Raw genomic sequence first — 21,054 nt, 5'->3', positions numbered from 1 at the left:
GGAAAAGGGTATGACAGAGGTACTGAAGGAGATTTTGCAATTAATGACGGGATATACCATTATCTATCCTGTTTTTATGTCAGTCGGATGGATCGTAGGGGCCATCTGTTTTCACACCCATCGGGAAAAAGCAAAGGTAGATATTGCAGACGAAGCAAGCGTCACAATCGTCGTCTCAATGTTTAATGAAGCTGATTTGATTGAAGAGACTATGGCGGCAATCAAAAAGGTCACATATGAAAATCTCAAAGTTGTTTTAGTTGATGATGCAAGCACGGATGAAACGGTCGCAATTGTGAAACACTATATTCAGAAACACCATTGGACGAATTGCACACTCGTTGAAATGTCTGAAAATGGTGGGAAAGCGCGTGCACTCAATTTTGCTTTAACGCACTATGTTGATTCTGACTATATTACGGTAATTGATGCAGATTCGATTATTGACTCAGCAGCGATTAGTAAGTTAGTTGAAAACTTTGATCGACCTGAAATTGCAGCAGTTACGGGAAAGCCAATTGTTCGAAATCGGACAACTGTGTTGGGAACGCTACAAGCACTTGAGTATGTGAGTATCATTGATACAATCAAGCGAGCGCAACAAACATTGTTTCATAAAATTATGACCGTTTCTGGCGTGTTAGTGATGTATCGGGTGAGCAGTCTAAAAACGGTTGGAGGGTTCAATCCGCAAGTGATGACTGAGGATATTGACGTCACTTGGCGTTTTTATAAATTCGGGTACCAAATCAAGTATGAACCACGCGCAATTACGCATATTTTGGTACCAGAGAAATTAAAGGGATTTATCAAACAGCGGACACGCTGGTCGATTGGTGGCGTGGAAGTGTTCAACCAGAATATTCATTGGGTTTTACGGCAAGCTGGTACCGGAACCAAGTTTTTAATGTTGGAAATGTTCTTTTCACACCTTTGGTCGTGGTCATTCATCATCAGTACACTTGATTTCGTTATTTCCGTCTTTCCAGCGCATGATTTCAAGCTTTCAGTGCCAATTATGTTTATTTATATCTTTATGATGGTATTCATGACGGCAGTTAGTTTAATTCGCGATGGAGGAACAAGCAAAATTTCAGTACGTGATTTATTTGTTTGGCCGATTTATTACCTATTTTATTGGGTGATTAATTTAGTTTGTTCAATTAAGTCAGAATTTGTCGTCCTATTCACAAAGAAATCTACGGGGACATGGGTCAGTCCAGATCGAGGGGTATAAACATGATTATTCGGAAAAAAAGGTATTTTGGTTGGTTAGAAGAAACGTTTATTTCAAGTGTTTGGATCGTTTCATTCGGACTAGTATTGATTGGCGGGCTGTACCTGGGGGGAGCCTATACAGATGATTTAAGCATTCTATATATTGTGTTGGGGTTAAATCAGAAAATTTTCTTAATCGTAATCGGATTATTGAGTGTGAGTTTGTTGGTTTGGTTGTTTGTTTTGGGGTGTGCTGAGTTAACTCGGGATACACAACACCGAGAGGGTAACGTTTATGCGCATCAAACGAAGTATTTATATCATTTTTTTAATTATTTTTGGGTTGGCACTGGGAAATGAATATTTACAGTTTTCTAAAGGGCATGCGCACAGTACTTTGCCTGCTTATTCTGGAATGTTCCATCAAGAGTCTAATGGGGTAACGGTCTTGACGTATCATCGGATTTTAAAGGATTCTGGCTTAAATCGTGCCGCCAAACATGTCTCAAGTAATGATCAGTTACATGAATATAATGTCACCGAAACCGAGTTTAAAAAGCAAATGGACTTTTTAGCGAAGAAACACGTAAAAGTGATTTCATATGAAGAGATGCTCAACATGAAAGCTAATGGGCCAATCCATGGAAAATATGTTGTCTTAACGTTTGATGATGTTGATCGGTCGATGCCAGAAAATGCAGCGAACATTTTGGAACAAAAGCAATTTCCCTATACATTCTTTGTGGTAACCGGATTTGTAGACAAAAAAGTGGATGGCATTCGGATGGCCAATTGGAAGCAACTAGAAAAGATGGCCAAGAGTCCATTAGCAACGGTGGGGTTGCATACTGATAAACTACATTATCAAATCGATGAACAACCAGCCTTGCAATCAAGTAAGATATCGCATCAGACAATGGCAGCAGATTATCGTCACAGCCAAGCCGTAATTAAGCAACATACTGGACAATATGCGAAGTATTTTACGTACCCATATGGGGCTGCTAACGATTATTTAACCCAGTATATGAGTAAACACGGTATTCTTTCTGTTTCCACGCTTGATCCAGGCATTGTCAATCAAGGCACAAACAATTTAGATGTGCCAAGAATGCTAGTAAATGAAAAGTCTTGGCAGAATTTAGCTAAGTGGTTAAGTTAGTACGGTTGGGGAGTAACGACACGCTTTAATTTTAGTCACGTTTACAATAAAACAATAAAAAAGCAACTAGCCGAGGAAATCTACGACTAGTTGCTTTTTTGTTTAAGCTTGTTTTTCACGACGATTTGAGATGAGCGATGCACCGATGGCAACGGCCAGGCAAAGCACAATCACAACTAATGAAGCCGCATTTGAGATTTCAAAACTTGAGCCCATTGCTTTGCTAATTTCATTTACAATCATCTTCAAACCGATGAATGACAAAATTGCAGCAAGACCATACTTAATGTATTTGAACATTGGCAAAATTAATGACAATGCCGCATAGAATGAACGTAAGCCCATTAATGCAAAGATGTTTGATGTGATGACGACAAAGGTATCAGTCGTTACGGCCAATGAAGCAGGAATTGAATCAAAGGCGAAAATAATGTCAGATATTTCAATGAAGATTAAAGCGACCATGAATTGAGTGACAAAAGTCTTGCCATTCGATTTTACAAAGAATGGGGCACCATCTTGTTCGGTAATCTTAATGGGGAGCACTTTATTCAAAAAACGCATCAATTTATTATCATCAAGGCTTTCTTGTTGTTCTTGATTATTAAAGAACATCTTAATTCCAGCATAAAGCAAGAAGGCACCAAGAACGTACATTAACCATTGGAAATGTGACAACAAAGCTGATCCACCAAGGATAAACAAAACCCGCATAATGATGGCGGTGAAAACACCCCAGAATAGGACACGGTGCTGGTACTTAGCGGCAATATTGAAAAAACCAAAGACGAGAATAAAGACAAATAGATTATCTAGACTTAATGACATCTCGAGGGTATAGGTTGTGAGATAGTCGACGGTTGCATCTTTACCACCAAGGTGGAAAATGATGAAAGCGAAGAGTAGTGCTAGAACAATCCAGACACCACTAGTAATGAGGGAATGCTTCATGGTTGGAGCAGTATTTGCTTTGTTGAAAACTTTGAGATCTAAGACGAGCATTGCAACGACAAAGACAAAAAAGCCAATCCAATAAATGGGGGTTACTGTCATAATTTATTTCTACTTTCTTTTTTACTTATAATTAATCACTATACACTAAAAAAAGAGAGGGTTCTTTAAGAATTATAGATATCTTATGGAATTTGTGGACTTATTCGCACGTATTCATTGACATAAGGTTAATTAAAGATTGACTTGGGATAATATTTTTAAACATTTGAATGAATGTTTAAAAATATAAAAAATTTAAGGAGACACATCAGTGCCAGAATTAAAGGACCCTATATCCAGTAGCTTACCAGTTTATCAAAAAACAAATGCGCAGGTAATCAACGCATTTGAGACACGCGTGCCAGCCGGTCTGACACAACCGGAGGTCGAACAGCGCCTAAAACGAGATGGCTTTAATGAATTGAAGACTAAGGTGACGCCAAAATGGCGTATTTTCTTAAATCAGTTCAACAATATCATTGTTTATATTTTGTTATTTGCCGCTGTTGTGACCTTATTGATGCAACATTATTCTGATGCCATTGTGATTGGCATTGTGATTGTGATTAATGCACTAATTGGTTATATGCAGGAAGTGAACGCCAATGATGCTTTGGAAAAGATTAAGCAGATGCTTTCTGCTGAAGCAACCGTCTATCGAGCGGGAAAGCGTCAAACGGTTAGGGCCCGAGAACTCGTTCTGGGGGATGTTGTCTATTTAGAAGCTGGTGATAATGTGCCAGCTGATTTACGACTTGTTGATACAGATAATTTAAGAATTCAGGAATCCTCGTTAACCGGTGAGGCAGACTCAGTTGAAAAATCAGACCACATGTTACCGGAAATAACACCCCTTGCTGAGCAAACCAATATGGCCTTTGCATCAACAGGAGTTACAAATGGTAGTGGTCTCGGAATTGTCGTGCAGATTGGTGCCACAACTGAAATTGGTAAAATTTCAACCAGTGTGCAAGCAGTGAAACCAAAAAAGTCTCCTTTAACGCGAGAACTCGATCAATTGGGGACGGGTATTTCATGGTTTATCATTGTCGGTTCAGTGCTGTTATTTGCCCTAGGCTGGTTTATGAACGTCTATACTTTACCGGTACTAGCGATGGCGGTTATCACAATGGTCGTAGGATCTATGCCAGAAGGATTGCCGGCCGCAACATCCATTATTTTGGCGACAGGTGTTCAAAAGTTAACAAAAAAACATGCCATTGTTAAAACATTGCCGGCAGCTGAAACCCTTGGTGCAATTGATATCATTGCTTCAGATAAAACTGGAACGTTAACAAAAAACGAGATGACGATTCAAGATATTTTCGTCGCAAATCGTCATTACACGGTTACTGGAACTGGTTATGTGCCAAATGGGCACTTTGAATTAGCTGGACAAACCGTTCAAGCACAGACTGATTCAGAACTGGCGAAATTACTCACGATGGGTCTATTTGCTAATGATACCGTCTTGTCTGAGGAAGAAACGGGTTGGGTTGTGAATGGCGAACCAACTGATGCGGCATTTATTACGGCTTATTACAAAGGTTTTGGCACTACAGAACCGCAGGTAACTGAAATTGATCGGATTCCGTTTGATTCAGATTATCGTTATATTGCAAAACTGATTGAAAATAAGCAGGGTGAACGGATTGCTGCCATTAAAGGTGCGCCAGATGTCATGTTTGACTTAGTTGCCGAAGGTAATCAACATTTTGACCGTGAATATTGGACTGACCGCGCCCGTTCACTTGCACAAGTCGGTAAACGTGTGATTGCAGTTGGATATATGGACATGCTAGGGGATGCTGAAACAATTGATACAGTAAATATCGCTGCACAAGGGATTAAATTCTTAGGATTGGTCGGTATTACTGATCCGCCACGACCAGAAGTGATTCAAGCGATTCGCGAAATGCGCGTGGCTGGTATCAAGGTGAAAATGATAACCGGTGATAGCGTTGAAACAGCGAGTGCAATTGGTCAACAATTAGGTCTGGCTGATGACATTCGTGCCATGACAGGGCAAGAAGTCGATGCCTTGACCTTGGATGAATTGGCCAAGATTGTTGGAAACTATGATATTTTTGCTAGAACAACACCACATAATAAACTCAAGATTGTTCAAGCCTATCAACAACAAGGTAATGTTACAGCCATGGTCGGTGACGGTGTGAATGATGCTCCTGCTTTAAAACAAGCAGACATCGGTGTGGCGATGGGAATCAAGGGAACGGACGTCGCCAAAGATTCAGCTGACATGATTTTGGCAAATGATAACTTTTCAACCATTAAGACGGCGATTGAACAAGGTAGACGTCTCTACGATAATATCAAAAAAACGATTCTATTTTTGTTGCCAACGAGTTTTGCAGAAGGGTTAATTGTGGCGATTAGTATTCTACTTAGTCAGCCACTACCTTTAACACCCACACAACTATTATGGATTAATATGGTTTCGGCAATTACTATCCAGTTGGCATTTATTTTCGAACCAGCGGAACCAGGTTTGATGCAAAAACCGCCTCGTCAAGCAGATGCACGGCTAATGAATCGATCTGACGCTCTGCAGATGACTATGGTGAGTGTCTTAATTGCGGGAATGGCTTTGGTTATTTTTGAAGTGATGCAGAGACAAGGTATTTCATTTGCGGTTGCCAGCACAATGGCCGTCAATATTATTATTTTTGGTAAAATTTTCTACCTATTTAATATTCGAACATCTGCCTTTGCTTTTGCGAAAAAAGTATTATTCTCCAACCCAATGGCGTATGTCGCGATTGGATTAATGTTTGCCTTACAACTTGTATTAACTTACGTCCCATTTATGAATGACATTTTTTCAACAGCGGGATTGACGTTACAACAATGGGGGCTTGTGATATTAGCCGGTTTGCCCGTGATTGTTTGGGCGGAACTGAATAAGTGGTATTTAAAACATAAGTAAGCCAAAGCAACCAGGTCTATGAGCTTGGTTGCTTTTTTGGTAGGGAATGGTTGTTTTAAAAATGAATATTAATTTTTGAAAACTAACACCTTGGATTTTAAAAGAATACTTATTCTTTAAAGTGAATAATTCGTCTTCTGACTTTAACCAAATTGACGCATTGTTGTCGCTAGTCCGCAAGATAATAAAGGTACACTAAGGTTAATTAATTACTGAATGAAAAGGGGTATTCATAATGTCAGAAGAACAAAATGTGATTCAGTTAACCGAAGGATGGGTCTTGCGCGTCCTAAATGGTACTGTAACAAAGGCCGATGTTAAAATGGTTCCAGATAGTACCGCTGTTGATATTGACATCTATACAACTGGGGAGACAACGGTGCCAGCTTTTACGTTGCAACTAAATGTATTGGCTGATGTGATTGAAGTTATTGGTATCGATCCAATTCAAAAGATTCAAAAATTAGCCATCAAAATGCCTAAGCGTATTGAAGTGACTTTAGCTTAACAATAGGCCATTATTTAAGAGGTAATCAAAGATGCAAATTTTAGTTGTTGGTGGAAATGGGACATTGGGAAAGGCTGTTGTAGCGCGTTTGCGTGAATTAGGCCATTCCGTTATTAGTGGCGGCCGCCATGATGCTGATGTCTATGTTGATTTAGCTGATCCTGAAAGTATTAAAAATATGTATACGGACCTGCCAGAGTTAGACCACGTGATTTCAACTGCCGGTCAGACAACTGCGAAGGCTTTGGTTGACATGCAACCAGAAGATAATATGTTGTCAGTCCAGAGTAAGCTATTAGGTCAAATTAACTTGGTGATTGTTGGACAGCACTATCTTAAAGATGGTGGCAGTTTTACGTTGACGACAGGGATTAAGAAAGATGATCCAATTCCTGGTGGTACTTCAGCGGCCATGGCAAATGGTGGTGTGACTGCTTTTGTAAAATCCGCCGCGATTGATTTACCACGTGGACTACGCATTAATGCTATCAGTCCTAATGTGGTTGATGTCAGTTTTGAGAAATTAAAGTCGCAATTTTTGGGATATACACCGGTCTCAATTACGGACGTTGCCGAAGCTTTTGTTAAAAGTGTTGTCGGTAAACAAACGGGACAGGAATATCAGATATATTAAAGCTTCTGGAGGCTCACGATGATGCAAAATGGCGTACATCAATCTTTTGGCGTTTATGGTGTAATGGTTCAGCAGAAACAGCTGGCTGTTATAAAAAAAACAGATGGACCTTACCAAAACCGTTTTGATTTACCTGGTGGACAATCGGAGGCAGGCGAAACTTTAGAACAGACGTTGACTCGTGAAATTAAAGAAGAGACAGGACTTTTAACTAAAGAGATTCAGCAACTGGGCGTTACAAGTTTCCACTATCCCTGGCACTATCAAGGATTTGAAGAAAACCAGCATGTTACCGTCTTTTACCATGTTTTGCAGTTCCAAGGTGATATTCAGGCTAAAGTGCCAGATTTTGATGGTCAAGATGCCGCCGGAGCATTATTTGTGGACCTTGATGATATAACTGAGGCGAATGCTTCACCGCTTGTTTTAAAAGCAAAGCAGTATTTAACAACCGGTTACTTTGATGTAGCGGCAACGCGTTTTACGCAGTGGCATTTTTAGATTAAAAAAAGCATCAGTATCTTGGGATACTGGTGCTTTTTGTGTCTATTAATCTTGGCTCCTAAAGTGGTTGATTTCACTATCAGAATAGTGTGACCAAGCGGGGACGCTCTGGATAGCCGCGTTAGAATACCCCTTTACGATAGCTGAATCCATCTTGAAACGGGTGGGATCTTGAGCTGCTGCAACGCGTAGATTAGCGGCTTGGTCAGTGGGAGACAACTGTGCAATTTGATTTGGTGTCAGGTTGGGATTGTTTGGATCAATGGTAGTTTGTGCACTTGAATGGGCGGTTGAAGCATCTTGCGATTGTGCAGTAGATATTTGACTTGTTGTGCTGTCAGTAGATGAACTAGTTGTATCACCAGATGATGTCAGGTTCGATGATTTGGATTCTGACTGGCTAGTTTGGTTAGAACTTGATTCATTAGAATTTGCATTTGTTGTCGTAACACTAGTCTTATTCACTAATTTTTGTGAAGATGATTTAGAAGTCGCCTTGACGCTGGCAACGTGACTTGAGGCTTGGCTTTTTTGTGTTTCAGCCTGATGTTGCGCGTTCATTTCAGCGTAACCATAAGTACCAGCTCCGCCAATTACGGCAGTGGCAACGATAATTGAAATAATTCCTTTACGCATGTGTATAACTCCTTTACGCTCATAGCCTAGTTTATTTCATTGTAACACTTGATGATTTTTCGCCAAGAACTATCTTTCTTCAGAATTAGTGCTATACTTTATTTTAATAATTTTGTCATGTTTATCCGACTAATGAATGGAGAATGCTTATGGAAAGTAATGAAAAAATTCAGATTTTGTCAGATTTAATTCAATTTGATAGTCGTAATGGAAATGAACGCCCCGTGGCTGAATACTTAAAGGCCTTGTTTGAAAAACATGGCATTGAAGCGGAAATCTTACCGCTTGCTTCTGATCCTGACCATCGCGCTAATTTAGTGGCACACGTTGGAACTGGTAAGCCAGTCATTGCCTTTACTGGGCACATGGATGTGGTTGACTTTGATCGTAGCCAATGGGCGACGGATCCACTTCAATTAACCATGGATGGAGACAAAATGTTTGGTCGTGGCGTTTCAGACATGAAAAGCGGTTTAGCTGCAGCGGCCATCGCTTTAATTGACATTAAAGAAAAGGAGATACCATTCGATGGTACTTTGCGTTTCTTAGCAACAGCTGGTGAAGAAGTTGGTATGGCTGGCTCAACAGCCCTTCAAGCTGCTGGATACATGGATGACGTTGACGCGCTGATTGTCGGTGAACCAACGGGATACAATACAAGCTTTGCTAATAAGGGTGAGTTGAATATCACGCTCTCAGCCAAAGGAAAGGCTGCGCATAGTTCAACGCCACAATTAGGTATTAACGCTATTCAAGAGTTAATGGATGTTTGGGCGGATATTAAAACGAAATTGGATGAAAGAAGCCAAAAGGATACCAACCAATATCTTGGACAAGATGTCTACAATATTGATGTGATCAATGGCGGTTCTCAACCAAACATTTTACCCGCAACTGCAGAAGCACAGTTAAATGTGCGTACGGTACCCGAATTTGATAACGAAGCAGTATTGGCCATTATTGACCAAGCCATTGCTGACTTTAATGCTAATCACAAGGGTGAGGTTAGTCGTGAAGTTACCATGGAAATCATTCCAATTGAAGGTGACTTGCATTCAAAGTTGATTCAAAAAATGCAAGCAATTGCCAAAGCGGCGGTCGGAAAAGATATTAAAGCTATCGCTGCACCGGGCGGAACAGATGCTTCAAAGCTTCTTGTTGATCATCCAATCGGATTTCCAATGGCTGTGTTTGGTCCGGGAAACTTCCTAACGGCACACCAAAATAATGAAGAGTGCTCGAAGGATATGTATCTAAAGTTTATCGACATGTACACAGAATTATTTACGACCGTATCCACTGAATATTAATTAAATGTTGCAAGGTCGCCTGATACGGGCGACCTTTTTTGATTTCAAAAACATTTAATTTAAATACTGTGAGAATGAGGACAAGATTTTAAATAAAGTGAAATAAATTAACGGTTTAACGTGGACATTTGTCATCCACGTATGTATAATGTATGCAGTTAAATTAATGATGGAGGGGTCTGGATGAAATATAAAGATAGTTTCGAAGGTGCCATTTGCATTGTTTTGCTCTTGGCCAACGATCGTTACCCTCAAAAGATTAGTAGTAATGAAATCAGTGAGTTGATGCAGAGCTCGAATGCTTATACCAAGAAAATTTTGGCAAATCTTGTCCGCGAAAATGTTATTGCATCGGATACGGGTAAAGGTGGCGGCTATTACCTCATTAAAAACACCGACGATATCTCCTTACTCGATATTTACTATGCGATTGAGGGTAAAACGAAGAATTACCACCCTAAACATCTTGCCGACAATTTTTTGGAGGGTGCCTCGGATATTCGCTCAGGCGAAGAAGAAGTTGCTTCTTTTATGGAAAAAGCTGAGCAGGCTTATTTGCAACGACTGAATAGTTATAAGATTAGTCAGTTAATTCGAGCACATCGACCAGAAAGGAGTCATACATGATAAAGGCAGAGTGGGAAAAGTTAAAGAAGAATAAGTTGTTACGCTTTGCGATGATTGTGATTATGCTGATTCCGGCAATTTATTCTGTCATTTTTTTGAAGTCAATGTGGAATCCTTATGGTGCCCTTGATAAACTACCCGTAGCTGTCGTTAATCAAGATCAGAGTGTCAAGATTGATGGTAAAAAGGTCAATATTGGAAAATCAATGGCTAACAACTTAGTTGATAGCAAGAGTCTGGACTTCAAAAAAGTTGACGAGAAAGAAGCTGATAAGAAGCTAAAAGACGGTAAGTACTATTTGGAAATTATTATTCCAAAAGACTTTTCAAAGAATTCGAAAACGCTAATGGATGATCATCCAAAGCAAATGCAACTCAAATATAAAACAAGTTCTGGAAATAACTTCATCGGTTCAAAGATTGGTGAAGGAGCGATGAACGAAATTAAGGCTGATGTCCAAAGTGAAGTGACTAAGGCCTATGCACAGGCAGTCTTAACTGGCTTTAAACAAGCGGGTAAAGGGATGCAAAAAGCGGCTGATGGATCAGCAAAACTTGGTGATGGTTTGCAAAAGGCAAGTGATGGATCCAAGAGTCTTGCTGATGGTGCTGGTAAGCTCGGTAACGGTGCTGGTCAACTGGGCCAAGGGCTTGGGCAATATACCAATGGCGTTTCACAACTAAATGACGGTAGTCAAAAGTTAGCTGGTGGGTTGTCTGAACTTAATAGTAAGGGTGGTCAGTTACAGTCAGGAGCTGGTTCACTTGCTGGTGGCTTAGGCCAATATACTGGCGGTGTCTCAAAACTAAACCAAGGTGGCCAATCATTGGCGACTGGTTTGGGCCAATATACTGGCGGTGTCTCAAAACTGAACCAAGGTGGCCAATCATTGGCGACTGGTTTGGGACAGTATACCGGTGGTGTCTCAAAACTGAACCAAGGTAGCCAATCATTGGCGACTGGTTTGGGCCAATACACTGGTGGTGTTTCAAAGTTAGTGGATGGTAGTTCTCAATTAAATGAGGGGATTCAGCAATATACGGCTGGTGTTAGTTCAGCTCAAGCTGGTAGTGCCAAGCTAACGGACTCATTAAATACCCTTAATAGTAGTGTTAACGATGGTGGTCAAAGCTTAAGTTCAGCTGCGTCACAATATAAGGCGGAAGTTGATAAGCTACGTCAAACGCAGTCTGGTGGCAATAATGCTGCATTAACTGCTAAGTTGAGTGATATGGCGGGGCAAATTCAAAGTTTGGCAGCCTTGGAGAACGCTTCTAACCTAACAGCAGCACAAAAGCAAACGCTTAAAACGAATGTTAGTGGTTTAACGGCTAACTTGAATTCGGTTCAAACTGAATTGCAAAGTGATTCTGCGCAGACGAATAATTTAGCTAAGCTAGCTGATGGCTATGATCAACTTTACGCCGGGATGCAAAAAGCTTTCGGTGGTGTATCTGAACTTTCAGCGGGAGCTAATTCCTTGAATGGTGGCTTGAGCCAACTCAACCAAAAGAGTGCTGGCCTTAAGCAAGGTGGTGCCGCAGTTTACAATGGACTAACACAACTTGATAATAAGAGTGGTGAGATTCAGTCAGGTGCCAACCAATTAGCTGGTGGACTTGGTCAACTTAATGGTAAGAGTGGCGAAATTCAATCAGGTGCCAACCAATTGGCTGGTGGCTTAGGTCAGCTTGATGGTAAAAGTGGTGAGATTCAATCAGGTGCCAACCAAATTGCTGGCGGACTCGGTCAACTTGATAGCAAGAGTGGCCAACTTCAATCAGGTGCTAATCAATTAGCTAGTGGACTTGGTCAATATACTGGTGGGGTTTCACAACTCAATCAAGGTGGTCAACAGTTAGCTAGTGGTTTGGGTCAGTTGGATGCCAAGGGGGCCCAGATCTATGAAGCAGCAGAGCAACTGGCTGCTGGTGGTGGTAAACTAACGGCCGGTGCAAATGAGTTAACGGTTGGACTAGTGTCTGCCAACCAAGGTGCCGACAAACTTTCAAAGGGCTTGAACGATGGGGCTGAGAAGGTTAACAAGGTTAAGGACAATAAGAAGACTGTTAACATGTTTGGTAAGCCAATTAAGGTGAAGCATAGTGATTCAACCAATACGAAGAACAATGGTTATGGTATGGCACCATACATGCTTTCAATCTACTTATACGTTGGAATGATTACTTTAATGGCGATTATCAACGTATTTGATCCAGCAATTGTGCCACCTAAGAGTTCATTAGGCTGGTGGTTCAGTAAGTTTATGGTACCGCTTGTACTATCAATTGGACCAGCGTTAATTGTTTATCTAGCTTCAATCTTCCTAGTTGGTATTCATCCACTTGAACCATTTAAGTTCTTGATTGTTTTGTTAGTCAGCTCAGTAGCTGATATGACAATCTTGTTCTTGCTGAGTGTCTGTCTTGGAAAGTTGGGAACATTCCTGGCTTTGATTTTGATGGTCTTGCAGCTATCTGCGGCTGGGGGGACCTACCCAATGCAGTTAACAACACCGTTCTATCGGGCAATTCATCCATACATGCCAATGACGTATTCAATTGAGGGGCTAAGAGCGACAATCTCTACTGGGGATGGTATTCTACAACCGATGTTGATACTCATTGCCATGAGTCTTGTCTTAGCCGGCTTGTCATACCTCTTCTTCAGAATGCAGATGAAGAAGCGCTTCAGGTTTGATTTGCAGGACGAAGCTTAATATGAAAAGAAAAAGAGCTATGAATAAATTCATAGCTCTTTTTTATTATAATTTTTCTGATGAACAGTCATATAAAATGATGAAGATTTCTATCAAAAAATCTTGATTATCTTAAATGTTAGGTTAAAATTAACGATAGTTAGTTTTAAATGGAGGTGTCAGGATGTTTCCGACAGAAAATGAAGTACGGCGAAAAATACTCATGATTGATAGTAAAAGTTTTTATGCCAGTTGTGAATGTGTGGACCTAGGTCTAAATCCGATGAAAGCGTTATTAGTTGTAATGAGCCAAGCTGATAATACGAATGGTGGATTAGTGTTGGCTTCATTGCCGATGGCAAAAAAAACATTTGGTATTTCTAATGTAACGCGACATCGTGATTTACCAGATGATCCACGGTTAATTATTGTGCCACCACGCATGAATTACTATATTAAGGAAAATAAAAGAGTTAATGATATTTTTCGGGAATTTGTAGCTGAGGAAGATTTGCAACTGTATTCGATTGATGAATCTATATTAGATGTCACAGATTCATGGGGATACTTGCAGACGAAGTACGGGCATGATTTGACGTTAAAAGGTCTTGCCCGAATTATTCAATTGGAAGTTAAACAACGCCTTGGTTTATATTTGACAGTTGGCATCGGTGACAATCCGACTATGGCTAAACTGGCCTTAGATTTAGAATCTAAAAATAACCATAGTTTGATTGCTGAATGGCATTATGAACAAGTTCCAGATAAGTTATGGTCAATCCATGACTTAAGCGAAGTATGGAGCATTGGACGAAGGACAGCCAAAAAATTAAATCAGATGGGATTATGTACTATGGGAGATATTGCATTGGCAGATCCACAGTATTTAATGGAGCGCTTTGGTGTTAAAGGTGCTGACTTATTTGCTTTAGCCTGGGGGGTTGACCGAAGTCGGTTGTCTGATAAATATCAGCCAAAGGGCGCTAGTATATCGAATAGTCAGGTTTTACCACGAGATTATGTTCAAGCAAGCGAAATTAAAAATGTCATCCGTGAAATCGGTGAACAAATTGCTGCGCGTTTACGGGCTAAAGGTCAGGCTTGTCAGGTAGTTCATCTTTATGTGGGTGCTGCGTTATCAGAGAGCGAACCCGGATTTTCCGGACAAATAAGCATAGACCCGACGAATCGCGCAAAACGAATCGTTGGCGCCCTTTATCAATTATTTGATAGTCAATATGACGGGCAAAGTATTCGGCACATTGGAATATCAGTTGGTAAATTAATTCCTGATGTGGCTGAACAAATGGATTTATTTATTGAACCTACAATCAATATTAAAGAACAAACTATAGAGCATGTGGTTGATGATATTCGTCATAAGTTTGGTACGACGGCTATTGTTAAACTAGCCTCAACTGATAATGGTGGCACCATGATTGACCGAGCCGGATTGGTTGGGGGACACAGTGGAGGCAACGCATATGGATAGCAAAGCTAATGCAGCCGCTTTTCTCCGAGCTAAGGATTTCTTTGAAAAAACCTACCGTGATCGCGGTATGGTGAAATGGCAAGGGTTTTATTTGTCAGACCATGTTGAGGATGTGGCCAAATATACAGAAAAGGCAGCTGAAGTTGAAACACGAACAGCAAAGCCTCGGATGGATGAAGCAGAAATTGATCAGGTGTTGACGCATGCTTATGCTAATCATGAAGTGGTGAAAGTACAGCGTATTCGGCGTGATGAGTTGGGACATCTAACCCCGATAGTTCAGGGTAAAGTGACGGGTTACAGGGACAACTATATTTATGTTGGAACTGAAATGATTGCGTGTGATGATATTAATTGGTGTGAGCGTGTTATTCGATAGAAGTTGTCGGTGGGTGACTATTCAGCTTGGGTATTACTTTAACGATGCAGGTTTAAAGCACATATGATAGCCCGGGATGGCTTCGTTCTTTTTTTTTACAAATAGGAAAAGGACGGGGCTTGCCGTTACTTGATAAATAGGCTAGTCTAAACAATGTTAATTATTGCGGGAATACAATTGGTATGGGAAGAAAAATGAATTATAAAAAAATTGGCTTAGTTTTGATTGGATTAGTCGGGTGTGGTGTTGTTTGTGGTGGCTTGGCCTTAAAGGCGACGACTCTGACAAATGGCGGGTCACAATCTTCGACGAAAAAAACACAGAAGCAGGTAACAAAAGTTTATCGTGATCAAGGTAATCGAGAAGTAGTCCCCCAAGATAAGCTAGGCCATGAGCTTGAAAAGCAGCTGCAGGCAGTGGATTATACGGGAACTGCGTTGGTCGTACGACATAATAAAGTTATTTTAAACAGAGGCTATGGCACTGGGGAGAATCATAAAGCCAATACTGTAGAGACAGTTTATCCATTAGCCTCGCTGACAAAGCATCTGACGGGAATTGTGCTACAAAAGCAGTTACAGAAACATCAATTAGATGGTACAACAAAATTATCAAAGTTCTATCCCAATGTACCATCGGCTGAGCAGACGTCATTACATCAACTTTGGACGATGACAGCTGATTTATCGGATGTGCCGTTTACGACAAAAACGATGAGTGAGGCGGGCTATATAAACAATGTTGCGGAACGCGTTACGATTAATCACCAGTCAAAGCCTTGGTTCTATACATCGACAAATTACATTCTACTATCTGGAGTAGCACGTCAATTATCAGGTAAGTCATTGATGACATTGTTTAAACAAGAGTTTCAAGACAAGTATCACTTTTTAAATGTGCAAGAATATAAAAAAAGTGACCATCGCACAACCGGTTATAATGATCAAGGACACGCGCTTGCTTTTCAGGAACAGCGCTTTGCGCGAGAAGTAGGAACAGGTGATGTTTTCGCCACACCATGGACGATGTATTGTTTCCTAAAAGATGATTTTGCGGGAAAGATATTACCACAGTCTGCGCTCACAGAGCTAACGACACCACCTGCCGGTTTATTCTATGCTGGTGGACTTTATACAAGTACTGATGGTCAGTCATATGTTGGACATGGCAAGATGCAAGGGTTTGAACCAACTTTGTTCATGGATAAAAATGGTCAAAATGCGGTTATTTTATTTTCTAATCGAAACGATGAAGCACGCAACAAACCCCTAGCTAGTCGACTTTTTGAAACAATAAAAGCGCCAGAAACAGACGAGGCTGATGATACCACTGAAGAAAGTACTAACTAATTATCAATGGTAATGCTGTAATCTTTTGTGATACCATTGATATAATTATGAAATAATAGATAAGGCAGACTGGAAAGTGAAAGGACGAAACAATGTTTAAAAAACATACAGGCTTTTGGCTGTTTATAATAAAAACATTATTTTACTTTGCCGTGTTATTGATTTTGTTGTATTTCTATGGTTATTCAGGCCATGGACAAGGCGGCTTCATTTATAACGAATTTTAGATAGACATGCGGAGAAAATATGATTCAAACCATTGACAATTACGCTATGACACAAGGTGATCGGGTTGTCTATGATGTATTAGGTGAGCAACATACCTATGCTGATTTAAAACACGACTCAGATGCTTTGGCGGCGTATATTGATACATTAGGTTTAGCTGATAAAGCACCTGTGATGGTTTTTACAGGACAAGACTATGAAGCGATTATGACATTTGTCGGTTTGACAAAGTCAGGACATGCTTACATCCCGGTTGATATTAATTCAGCAGAAGAACGATTGACATCAATTCTGGAGATTGCGCAGCCTGCTGCGGTTATTGCAGTAGACCCACTACCAATTGAAATTGATGCTGTACCCGTCATCACGCCTGAAAAATTGGCTGAAGTGGTACAAAACGATGTCACCTATAATTTAGATCATATGGTAACGGATGATGACAATTACTACATCATTTTTACCTCAGGGACAACTGGAAAGCCCAAGGGTGTTCAAATTTCACATAAAAATTTGCTGTCTTTCACAAATTGGATGTTATCTGCGGAAGCCTTTGATATTTCACAGCAACCACAAATGTTAGCGCAACCCCCATATTCATTCGATTTATCAGTGATGTACTGGGCGCCAACGTTAGCGATGGGTGGTACATTATATGCTTTGCCACGTCATGTTGTTGAAAGCTTCAAAGAGCTGTTCAAGGTTTTGCCTGAACTGCCAATTGAGGTTTGGACGTCAACACCATCATTTGCTGATATGGCGATGTTATCAGATGAATTCGATGCGGAACATATGCCAAACATCAAGTACTTCTATTTTGATGGGGAAGAGTTAACTGTGGGAACAGCACAAAAGCTACGTGAACGTTTCCCCGATGCTCGCATTGTCAATGCATATGGACCAACTGAAGCTACAGTTGCGCTATCTGCAGTGGCCATTACCGATGAGATGTTAGAAAAAGCTGAGCGACTTCCAATTGGTTATCCAAAGCCGGATTCTCCAACATATATTATGGATGTAGATGGCACAGTATTACCACATGGTGAGCAAGGTGAAATTATTGTCGCTGGCCCAGCAGTATCAAAGGGATACCTCAATAACCCAGAAAAAACAGAAGAAGCCTTCTTTGAATTTGATGGACAACCTGCCTATCACACAGGGGACGTCGGTTCGATGGACGATGATAATTTGTTACACTATGGGGGACGTATGGACTTCCAAATCAAGTTCAACGGTTATCGCATTGAATTAGAGGAAGTTTCACATGTGCTGAACTTATCAGATATGGTTGAGTCAGCCGTGGCAGTGCCTCGTTATAACGATCAACATAAGGTACAACAATTGCTGGCCTATGTTGTACCTAAGCCAGGACTATTGGAACAATATGAAAAGCCACTGAAACTAACACAGGCCATTAAAGAAAGTTTATCAGATGAAATGATGCCTTATATGATGCCATCAAGATTCATTTATCGTGAATTATTGCCACTGACGCCAAATGGTAAGGTGGACATCAAGGCACTTATTGCTGAGGTGAACGGCTCATGAGTCAATGGTTAGCTTCTCTGCCTAATTTACAGCCATACGGCGATCCCATGTACTTTGGGTATCTCTTGTTGGCGCTTTTACCAATTATTGTAGGGATGTTCATGGGACGCCGTTTCCAGATTTATGAAGCGGTTTTCTCATTTGTGTTCATTCTACTTATGTTTGCAGGACCAAAGTGGGTACAATTTTACGCGCTAATTGCGTATATTCTTTGGCAAACGGTATTGATTCTCGTTTACCAGGCTTATCGTAAGCAATATGACAATAAGTGGGTATTCTATGGGGCGGTCTTACTATCGGCGCTTCCATTAGTCATTGTGAAATTGCATCCTGCATTTAATCAAGGCAAGGCAAGGCATCCATTATTGGTTTTCTGGGAATTTCATATTTGACGTTTAAATCAGTCGGCATGATTATGGAAATGCGGAACGGTGTCCTTAAAGATGTCAAAGTTTGGCCAACGATTAGGTTCTTAATGTTCATGCCAACACTATCATCAGGACCCATTGATCGCTACCGCCGCTTTGAAGCGGATTATGAACAAGTACCTGATCGACAACGTTATCTAGATTTCGTTCAGAGCGCGACATGGAACATTATGCTGGGATTCTTTTATAAGTTCATTGTTGCGTATCTCATTTCAGCTAAGTTTTTGATTCCTTTCAAAAAAGCAGCTTTGCTGGAGGGGGGAATCTTTAACTTACCAACGCTTGGTGTGATGTACTCATACGGACTTTACCTCTTCTTTGATTTTGCGGGTTACTCTTTGTTTGCTATTGCGATTTCAAAATTTATGGGAATTGATACACCAATTAACTTCAATAAGCCCTTTATGGCAAAGAACTTAAAGGAATTCTGGAATCGTTGGCATATGACTTTGAGCTTCTGGTTCCGAGATTATGTCTTTATGCGTTTAGTTTTGGTCTTAACGCGAAATAAGGTGTTTAAAAATAGAAATGTGACATCAGGATTTGCCTATATGGTAGACATGCTTTTGATGGGATTCTGGCATGGTGTGACATGGTGGTATATTTTGTATGGTTTCCTTCACGCGCTCGTTTTGATTATCAATGACTGGTGGTTACGTCAGAAGAAACAAAAGAATCGTGATCGTAAAAAAAGCTGGTTTGGAACCATTACCAAGTAACTGGTTCACCAATGGATTTGCAATCTTTTTAACGTTTAACTTTACCATGTTCACCTTCTTGGTCTTCTCAGGCTTTTTGAATGAATTATGGTTTCACTAATTAAATTAAAGAATAGAGGAATTTAAAAATGGCAGAAGATATGGATGTACAAGCAGAAGTGATTGCAATCATCGATGATTTGTTCATGGAAGATGTTTCAGATATGATGGATGAAGATTTATTTGATGCAGGCGTATTGGATTCAATGGCTGTTGTTGAGTTAGTTGTGGCACTTGAATCTAAGTTTGGTATTAAGGTACCTGTTTCTGAAATGGGACGTGATGACTGGAATACAGCTAACAAGATTATTGAAGGGGTAAAGGAATTGCGGAATGCGTAAACGACTTTGGCTGATTTTTGGGCCATTGTTATGCGCGGTACTTTTAATTTTAGTGGTGATTCTCGCAGCAAATACGCACCCTAAATCCAACTATAAAGTTGAACGTAAAGCAGCAAGTGCAACTTCACCGCGTGTTTTTAAAAGTGCTATCCTAAAGCAACAGGCCTTATCAGATACACAACATCGATTTGTTCCGTTTTTTGGGTCAAGTGAATGGAAACGCATGGATGCCATGCATCCGTCGACTTTAGCTGAGGGCTATCACCGCAGCTATCGTCCATTCTTGCTTGGGCAAAGTGGATCAACGGCATTGTCACATTATTTTGGTATGCAACAGATGTTGCCACAAATTAAAGATAAACAGGCCGTTTTCGTTATTTCACCGCAATGGTTTGTTAAAAATACGGATAATCCACAAGCTTTCTCCGTCTTTTATAGTTCGGGTCAAGGACTTGATTTTTTAAAGAATCAAACTGGTACACAAGCGGATCGGCTTGCTGCGCAACGATTTATGAAGGTTGCGCCGGATGGGTCAATTAAACAGATGATGCAAAAAGTGGCAAACGGACAACCCTTGTCGTCCTTTGAAAAGCAACGCATTAATACCCAATTATCACTGGTGAACCATGAAGATGCATTCTTTAGTAAATGGCGAATCGAGGACAATTATAACCAAAAGATTTTGCCAGGAAGTAAGACATTGCCACAGCCTTATAATCGTGAGCAACTTACCCAAACAGCAACACGTCTGGGTAAGCAATCAACAACGAATAACCGTTTTGGCATTAATAATACCTTTTACGATAAGCATGTCCGTCAAGCTGAAAAGAATTTAGCTGGCAAACAAGCTAACGTTAACTATGAGGCATCAGTTGAGTATAATGATTTCCAATTAGTATTGAATCAATTTGCGCAGTCAAACACTGATGTTATGTTCGTCATTCCACCGGTAAACCAAAAGTGGATGGACTACACAGGGTTAAACGAAGGAATGTACCAACGTTCAGTGAAGAAGATTACGTATCAATTGCGTTCTCAAGGCTTTAATCATGTTGTTGATCTATCTAAGGATGGTAATAAACCGTACTTTATGCAAGATACAATTCATTTAGGTTGGAACGGTTGGTTAGCAATGGATGACCATGTTAACCCATTCCTGACACAGAAACAGGCGCAACCTAAATATAAAATCAATAATAAGTTTTTTGATGCTGCGTGGGCTAATTACCGACCAAGGGCATCTGATGATTTCAAGCAATTTAAGCAATAGCATGTCACGCGTTGAACCTCATGGTT

Annotated in this window: 19 protein-coding genes and 1 pseudogene; 18 read left to right on the top strand and 2 right to left on the bottom strand. The window is 40.4% G+C overall.

The genetic code is table 11. From position 1 onward, the window contains the following. Positions 1 to 10 precede the first annotated feature (10 nt). The 3 genes from IV50_RS01135 to IV50_RS01125 are packed head-to-tail and all read left to right on the top strand — an operon-like array spanning position 11 to position 2,380. The gene (locus IV50_RS01135) at positions 11 to 1,237 is read left to right on the top strand and encodes a glycosyltransferase family 2 protein (protein ID WP_057743857.1); all 1,227 of its coding nucleotides are present in this window, start codon (positions 11 to 13) and stop codon (positions 1,235 to 1,237) included. 2 nt (positions 1,238 to 1,239) lie between these two features. After that, positions 1,240 to 1,578 carry a hypothetical protein gene (locus IV50_RS07875; RefSeq protein WP_057743854.1) on the top strand — a complete coding sequence of 113 codons (339 nt, stop codon included), beginning with the start codon at positions 1,240 to 1,242 and terminating at the stop codon, positions 1,576 to 1,578. After that, positions 1,514 to 2,380: a polysaccharide deacetylase family protein gene (locus tag IV50_RS01125; RefSeq protein ID WP_057743851.1), complete on the top strand. Its 867-nt coding sequence runs from the start codon at positions 1,514 to 1,516 to the stop codon at positions 2,378 to 2,380. The genes IV50_RS07875 and IV50_RS01125 overlap by 65 nt, the downstream gene beginning before the upstream one ends. Positions 2,381 to 2,482: 102 nt before the next feature. Here IV50_RS01125 and IV50_RS01120 read toward each other — a convergent pair whose 3' ends face one another. Further along, positions 2,483 to 3,433, bottom strand: a complete 951-nt coding sequence (locus IV50_RS01120; RefSeq protein WP_057743848.1) for a TerC/Alx family metal homeostasis membrane protein — start codon at positions 3,431 to 3,433, stop codon at positions 2,483 to 2,485. Between the two features lie 211 nt (positions 3,434 to 3,644). On the opposite strand from IV50_RS01120, the gene IV50_RS01115 reads away from it, so the two are divergent. The 4 genes from IV50_RS01115 to IV50_RS01100 all read left to right on the top strand — a co-directional run bounded on the left by IV50_RS01115 (position 3,645) and on the right by IV50_RS01100 (position 7,963). Further along, on the top strand, positions 3,645 to 6,320 hold the full coding sequence (locus IV50_RS01115) for an HAD-IC family P-type ATPase (RefSeq protein ID WP_057743845.1): 2,676 nt from the start codon (positions 3,645 to 3,647) through the stop codon (positions 6,318 to 6,320). 235 nt (positions 6,321 to 6,555) lie between these two features. Beyond that, complete coding sequence (locus tag IV50_RS01110) at positions 6,556 to 6,828, top strand: hypothetical protein (RefSeq protein ID WP_057743841.1); 273 nt, start codon at positions 6,556 to 6,558, stop codon at positions 6,826 to 6,828. A gap of 31 nt (positions 6,829 to 6,859) precedes the next feature. Beyond that, positions 6,860 to 7,462 carry a short chain dehydrogenase gene (locus IV50_RS01105; RefSeq protein ID WP_057743838.1) on the top strand — a complete coding sequence of 201 codons (603 nt, stop codon included), beginning with the start codon at positions 6,860 to 6,862 and terminating at the stop codon, positions 7,460 to 7,462. Positions 7,463 to 7,480: 18 nt separating this feature from the next. Further along, entirely contained in the window at positions 7,481 to 7,963 is a 483-nt protein-coding gene (locus tag IV50_RS01100; RefSeq protein ID WP_084736670.1) for an NUDIX hydrolase, read from the top strand. Positions 7,964 to 8,011: 48 nt separating this feature from the next. On the opposite strand, the gene IV50_RS01095 is transcribed toward IV50_RS01100, so the two are convergent. After that, a complete protein-coding gene (locus tag IV50_RS01095; protein WP_057743835.1) occupies positions 8,012 to 8,602 on the bottom strand; it encodes a hypothetical protein in 591 nt (196 codons plus the stop codon). A gap of 149 nt (positions 8,603 to 8,751) precedes the next feature. Here IV50_RS01095 and IV50_RS01090 point away from each other — a divergent pair, with 149 nt between their 5' ends. The 11 genes and pseudogenes from IV50_RS01090 (at position 8,752) to dltD (ending at position 21,028) form a co-directional block, all read left to right on the top strand. Further along, positions 8,752 to 9,912 carry an ArgE/DapE family deacylase gene (locus IV50_RS01090; RefSeq protein WP_057743832.1) on the top strand — a complete coding sequence of 387 codons (1,161 nt, stop codon included), beginning with the start codon at positions 8,752 to 8,754 and terminating at the stop codon, positions 9,910 to 9,912. Positions 9,913 to 10,095: 183 nt separating this feature from the next. Continuing rightward, a complete protein-coding gene (locus tag IV50_RS01085) occupies positions 10,096 to 10,539 on the top strand; it encodes an RrF2 family transcriptional regulator (protein ID WP_057743829.1) in 444 nt (147 codons plus the stop codon). After that, complete coding sequence (locus IV50_RS01080) at positions 10,536 to 13,259, top strand: YhgE/Pip domain-containing protein (protein ID WP_057743826.1); 2,724 nt, start codon at positions 10,536 to 10,538, stop codon at positions 13,257 to 13,259. The genes IV50_RS01085 and IV50_RS01080 overlap by 4 nt, the downstream gene beginning before the upstream one ends. A gap of 163 nt (positions 13,260 to 13,422) precedes the next feature. Next, a complete protein-coding gene (locus IV50_RS01075; protein ID WP_057743824.1) occupies positions 13,423 to 14,730 on the top strand; it encodes a Y-family DNA polymerase in 1,308 nt (435 codons plus the stop codon). Then, positions 14,723 to 15,109 carry a hypothetical protein gene (locus tag IV50_RS01070; protein WP_057743821.1) on the top strand — a complete coding sequence of 129 codons (387 nt, stop codon included), beginning with the start codon at positions 14,723 to 14,725 and terminating at the stop codon, positions 15,107 to 15,109. Before IV50_RS01075 ends, IV50_RS01070 begins: the two co-directional genes overlap by 8 nt. Before the next feature lie 194 nt (positions 15,110 to 15,303). Continuing rightward, positions 15,304 to 16,458, top strand: coding sequence for a serine hydrolase domain-containing protein (locus IV50_RS01065; RefSeq protein WP_057743818.1), 1,155 nt, complete (start codon positions 15,304 to 15,306; stop codon positions 16,456 to 16,458). A 92-nt stretch (positions 16,459 to 16,550) separates the two neighbouring features. After that, positions 16,551 to 16,685: a teichoic acid D-Ala incorporation-associated protein DltX gene (locus tag IV50_RS07705; protein WP_072153082.1), complete on the top strand. Its 135-nt coding sequence runs from the start codon at positions 16,551 to 16,553 to the stop codon at positions 16,683 to 16,685. Positions 16,686 to 16,704: 19 nt separating this feature from the next. Continuing rightward, positions 16,705 to 18,231: a D-alanine--poly(phosphoribitol) ligase subunit DltA gene (gene dltA, locus IV50_RS01060; RefSeq protein ID WP_057743815.1), complete on the top strand. Its 1,527-nt coding sequence runs from the start codon at positions 16,705 to 16,707 to the stop codon at positions 18,229 to 18,231. Beyond that, positions 18,228 to 19,478 (top strand): annotated as a pseudogene (gene dltB / locus IV50_RS01055) (D-alanyl-lipoteichoic acid biosynthesis protein DltB). The gene dltA and the pseudogene dltB overlap by 4 nt, the downstream one beginning before the upstream one ends. A gap of 40 nt (positions 19,479 to 19,518) precedes the next feature. Beyond that, entirely contained in the window at positions 19,519 to 19,758 is a 240-nt protein-coding gene (gene dltC / locus IV50_RS01050) for a D-alanine--poly(phosphoribitol) ligase subunit DltC (protein WP_057744626.1), read from the top strand. Continuing rightward, positions 19,751 to 21,028 carry a D-alanyl-lipoteichoic acid biosynthesis protein DltD gene (gene dltD, locus IV50_RS01045; protein ID WP_057743812.1) on the top strand — a complete coding sequence of 426 codons (1,278 nt, stop codon included), beginning with the start codon at positions 19,751 to 19,753 and terminating at the stop codon, positions 21,026 to 21,028. The genes dltC and dltD overlap by 8 nt, the downstream gene beginning before the upstream one ends. The last annotated feature ends 26 nt before the right edge of the window (positions 21,029 to 21,054 follow it).

The sequence above is a fragment of the Weissella viridescens genome, from assembly GCF_001437355.1.
In the GTDB taxonomy this organism is placed as follows: Bacteria; Bacillota; Bacilli; order Lactobacillales; family Lactobacillaceae; genus Weissella; species Weissella viridescens.
Note: the sequence above shows the minus strand (reverse complement) of the source record. Positions and strands in the feature narration are given on the sequence as shown.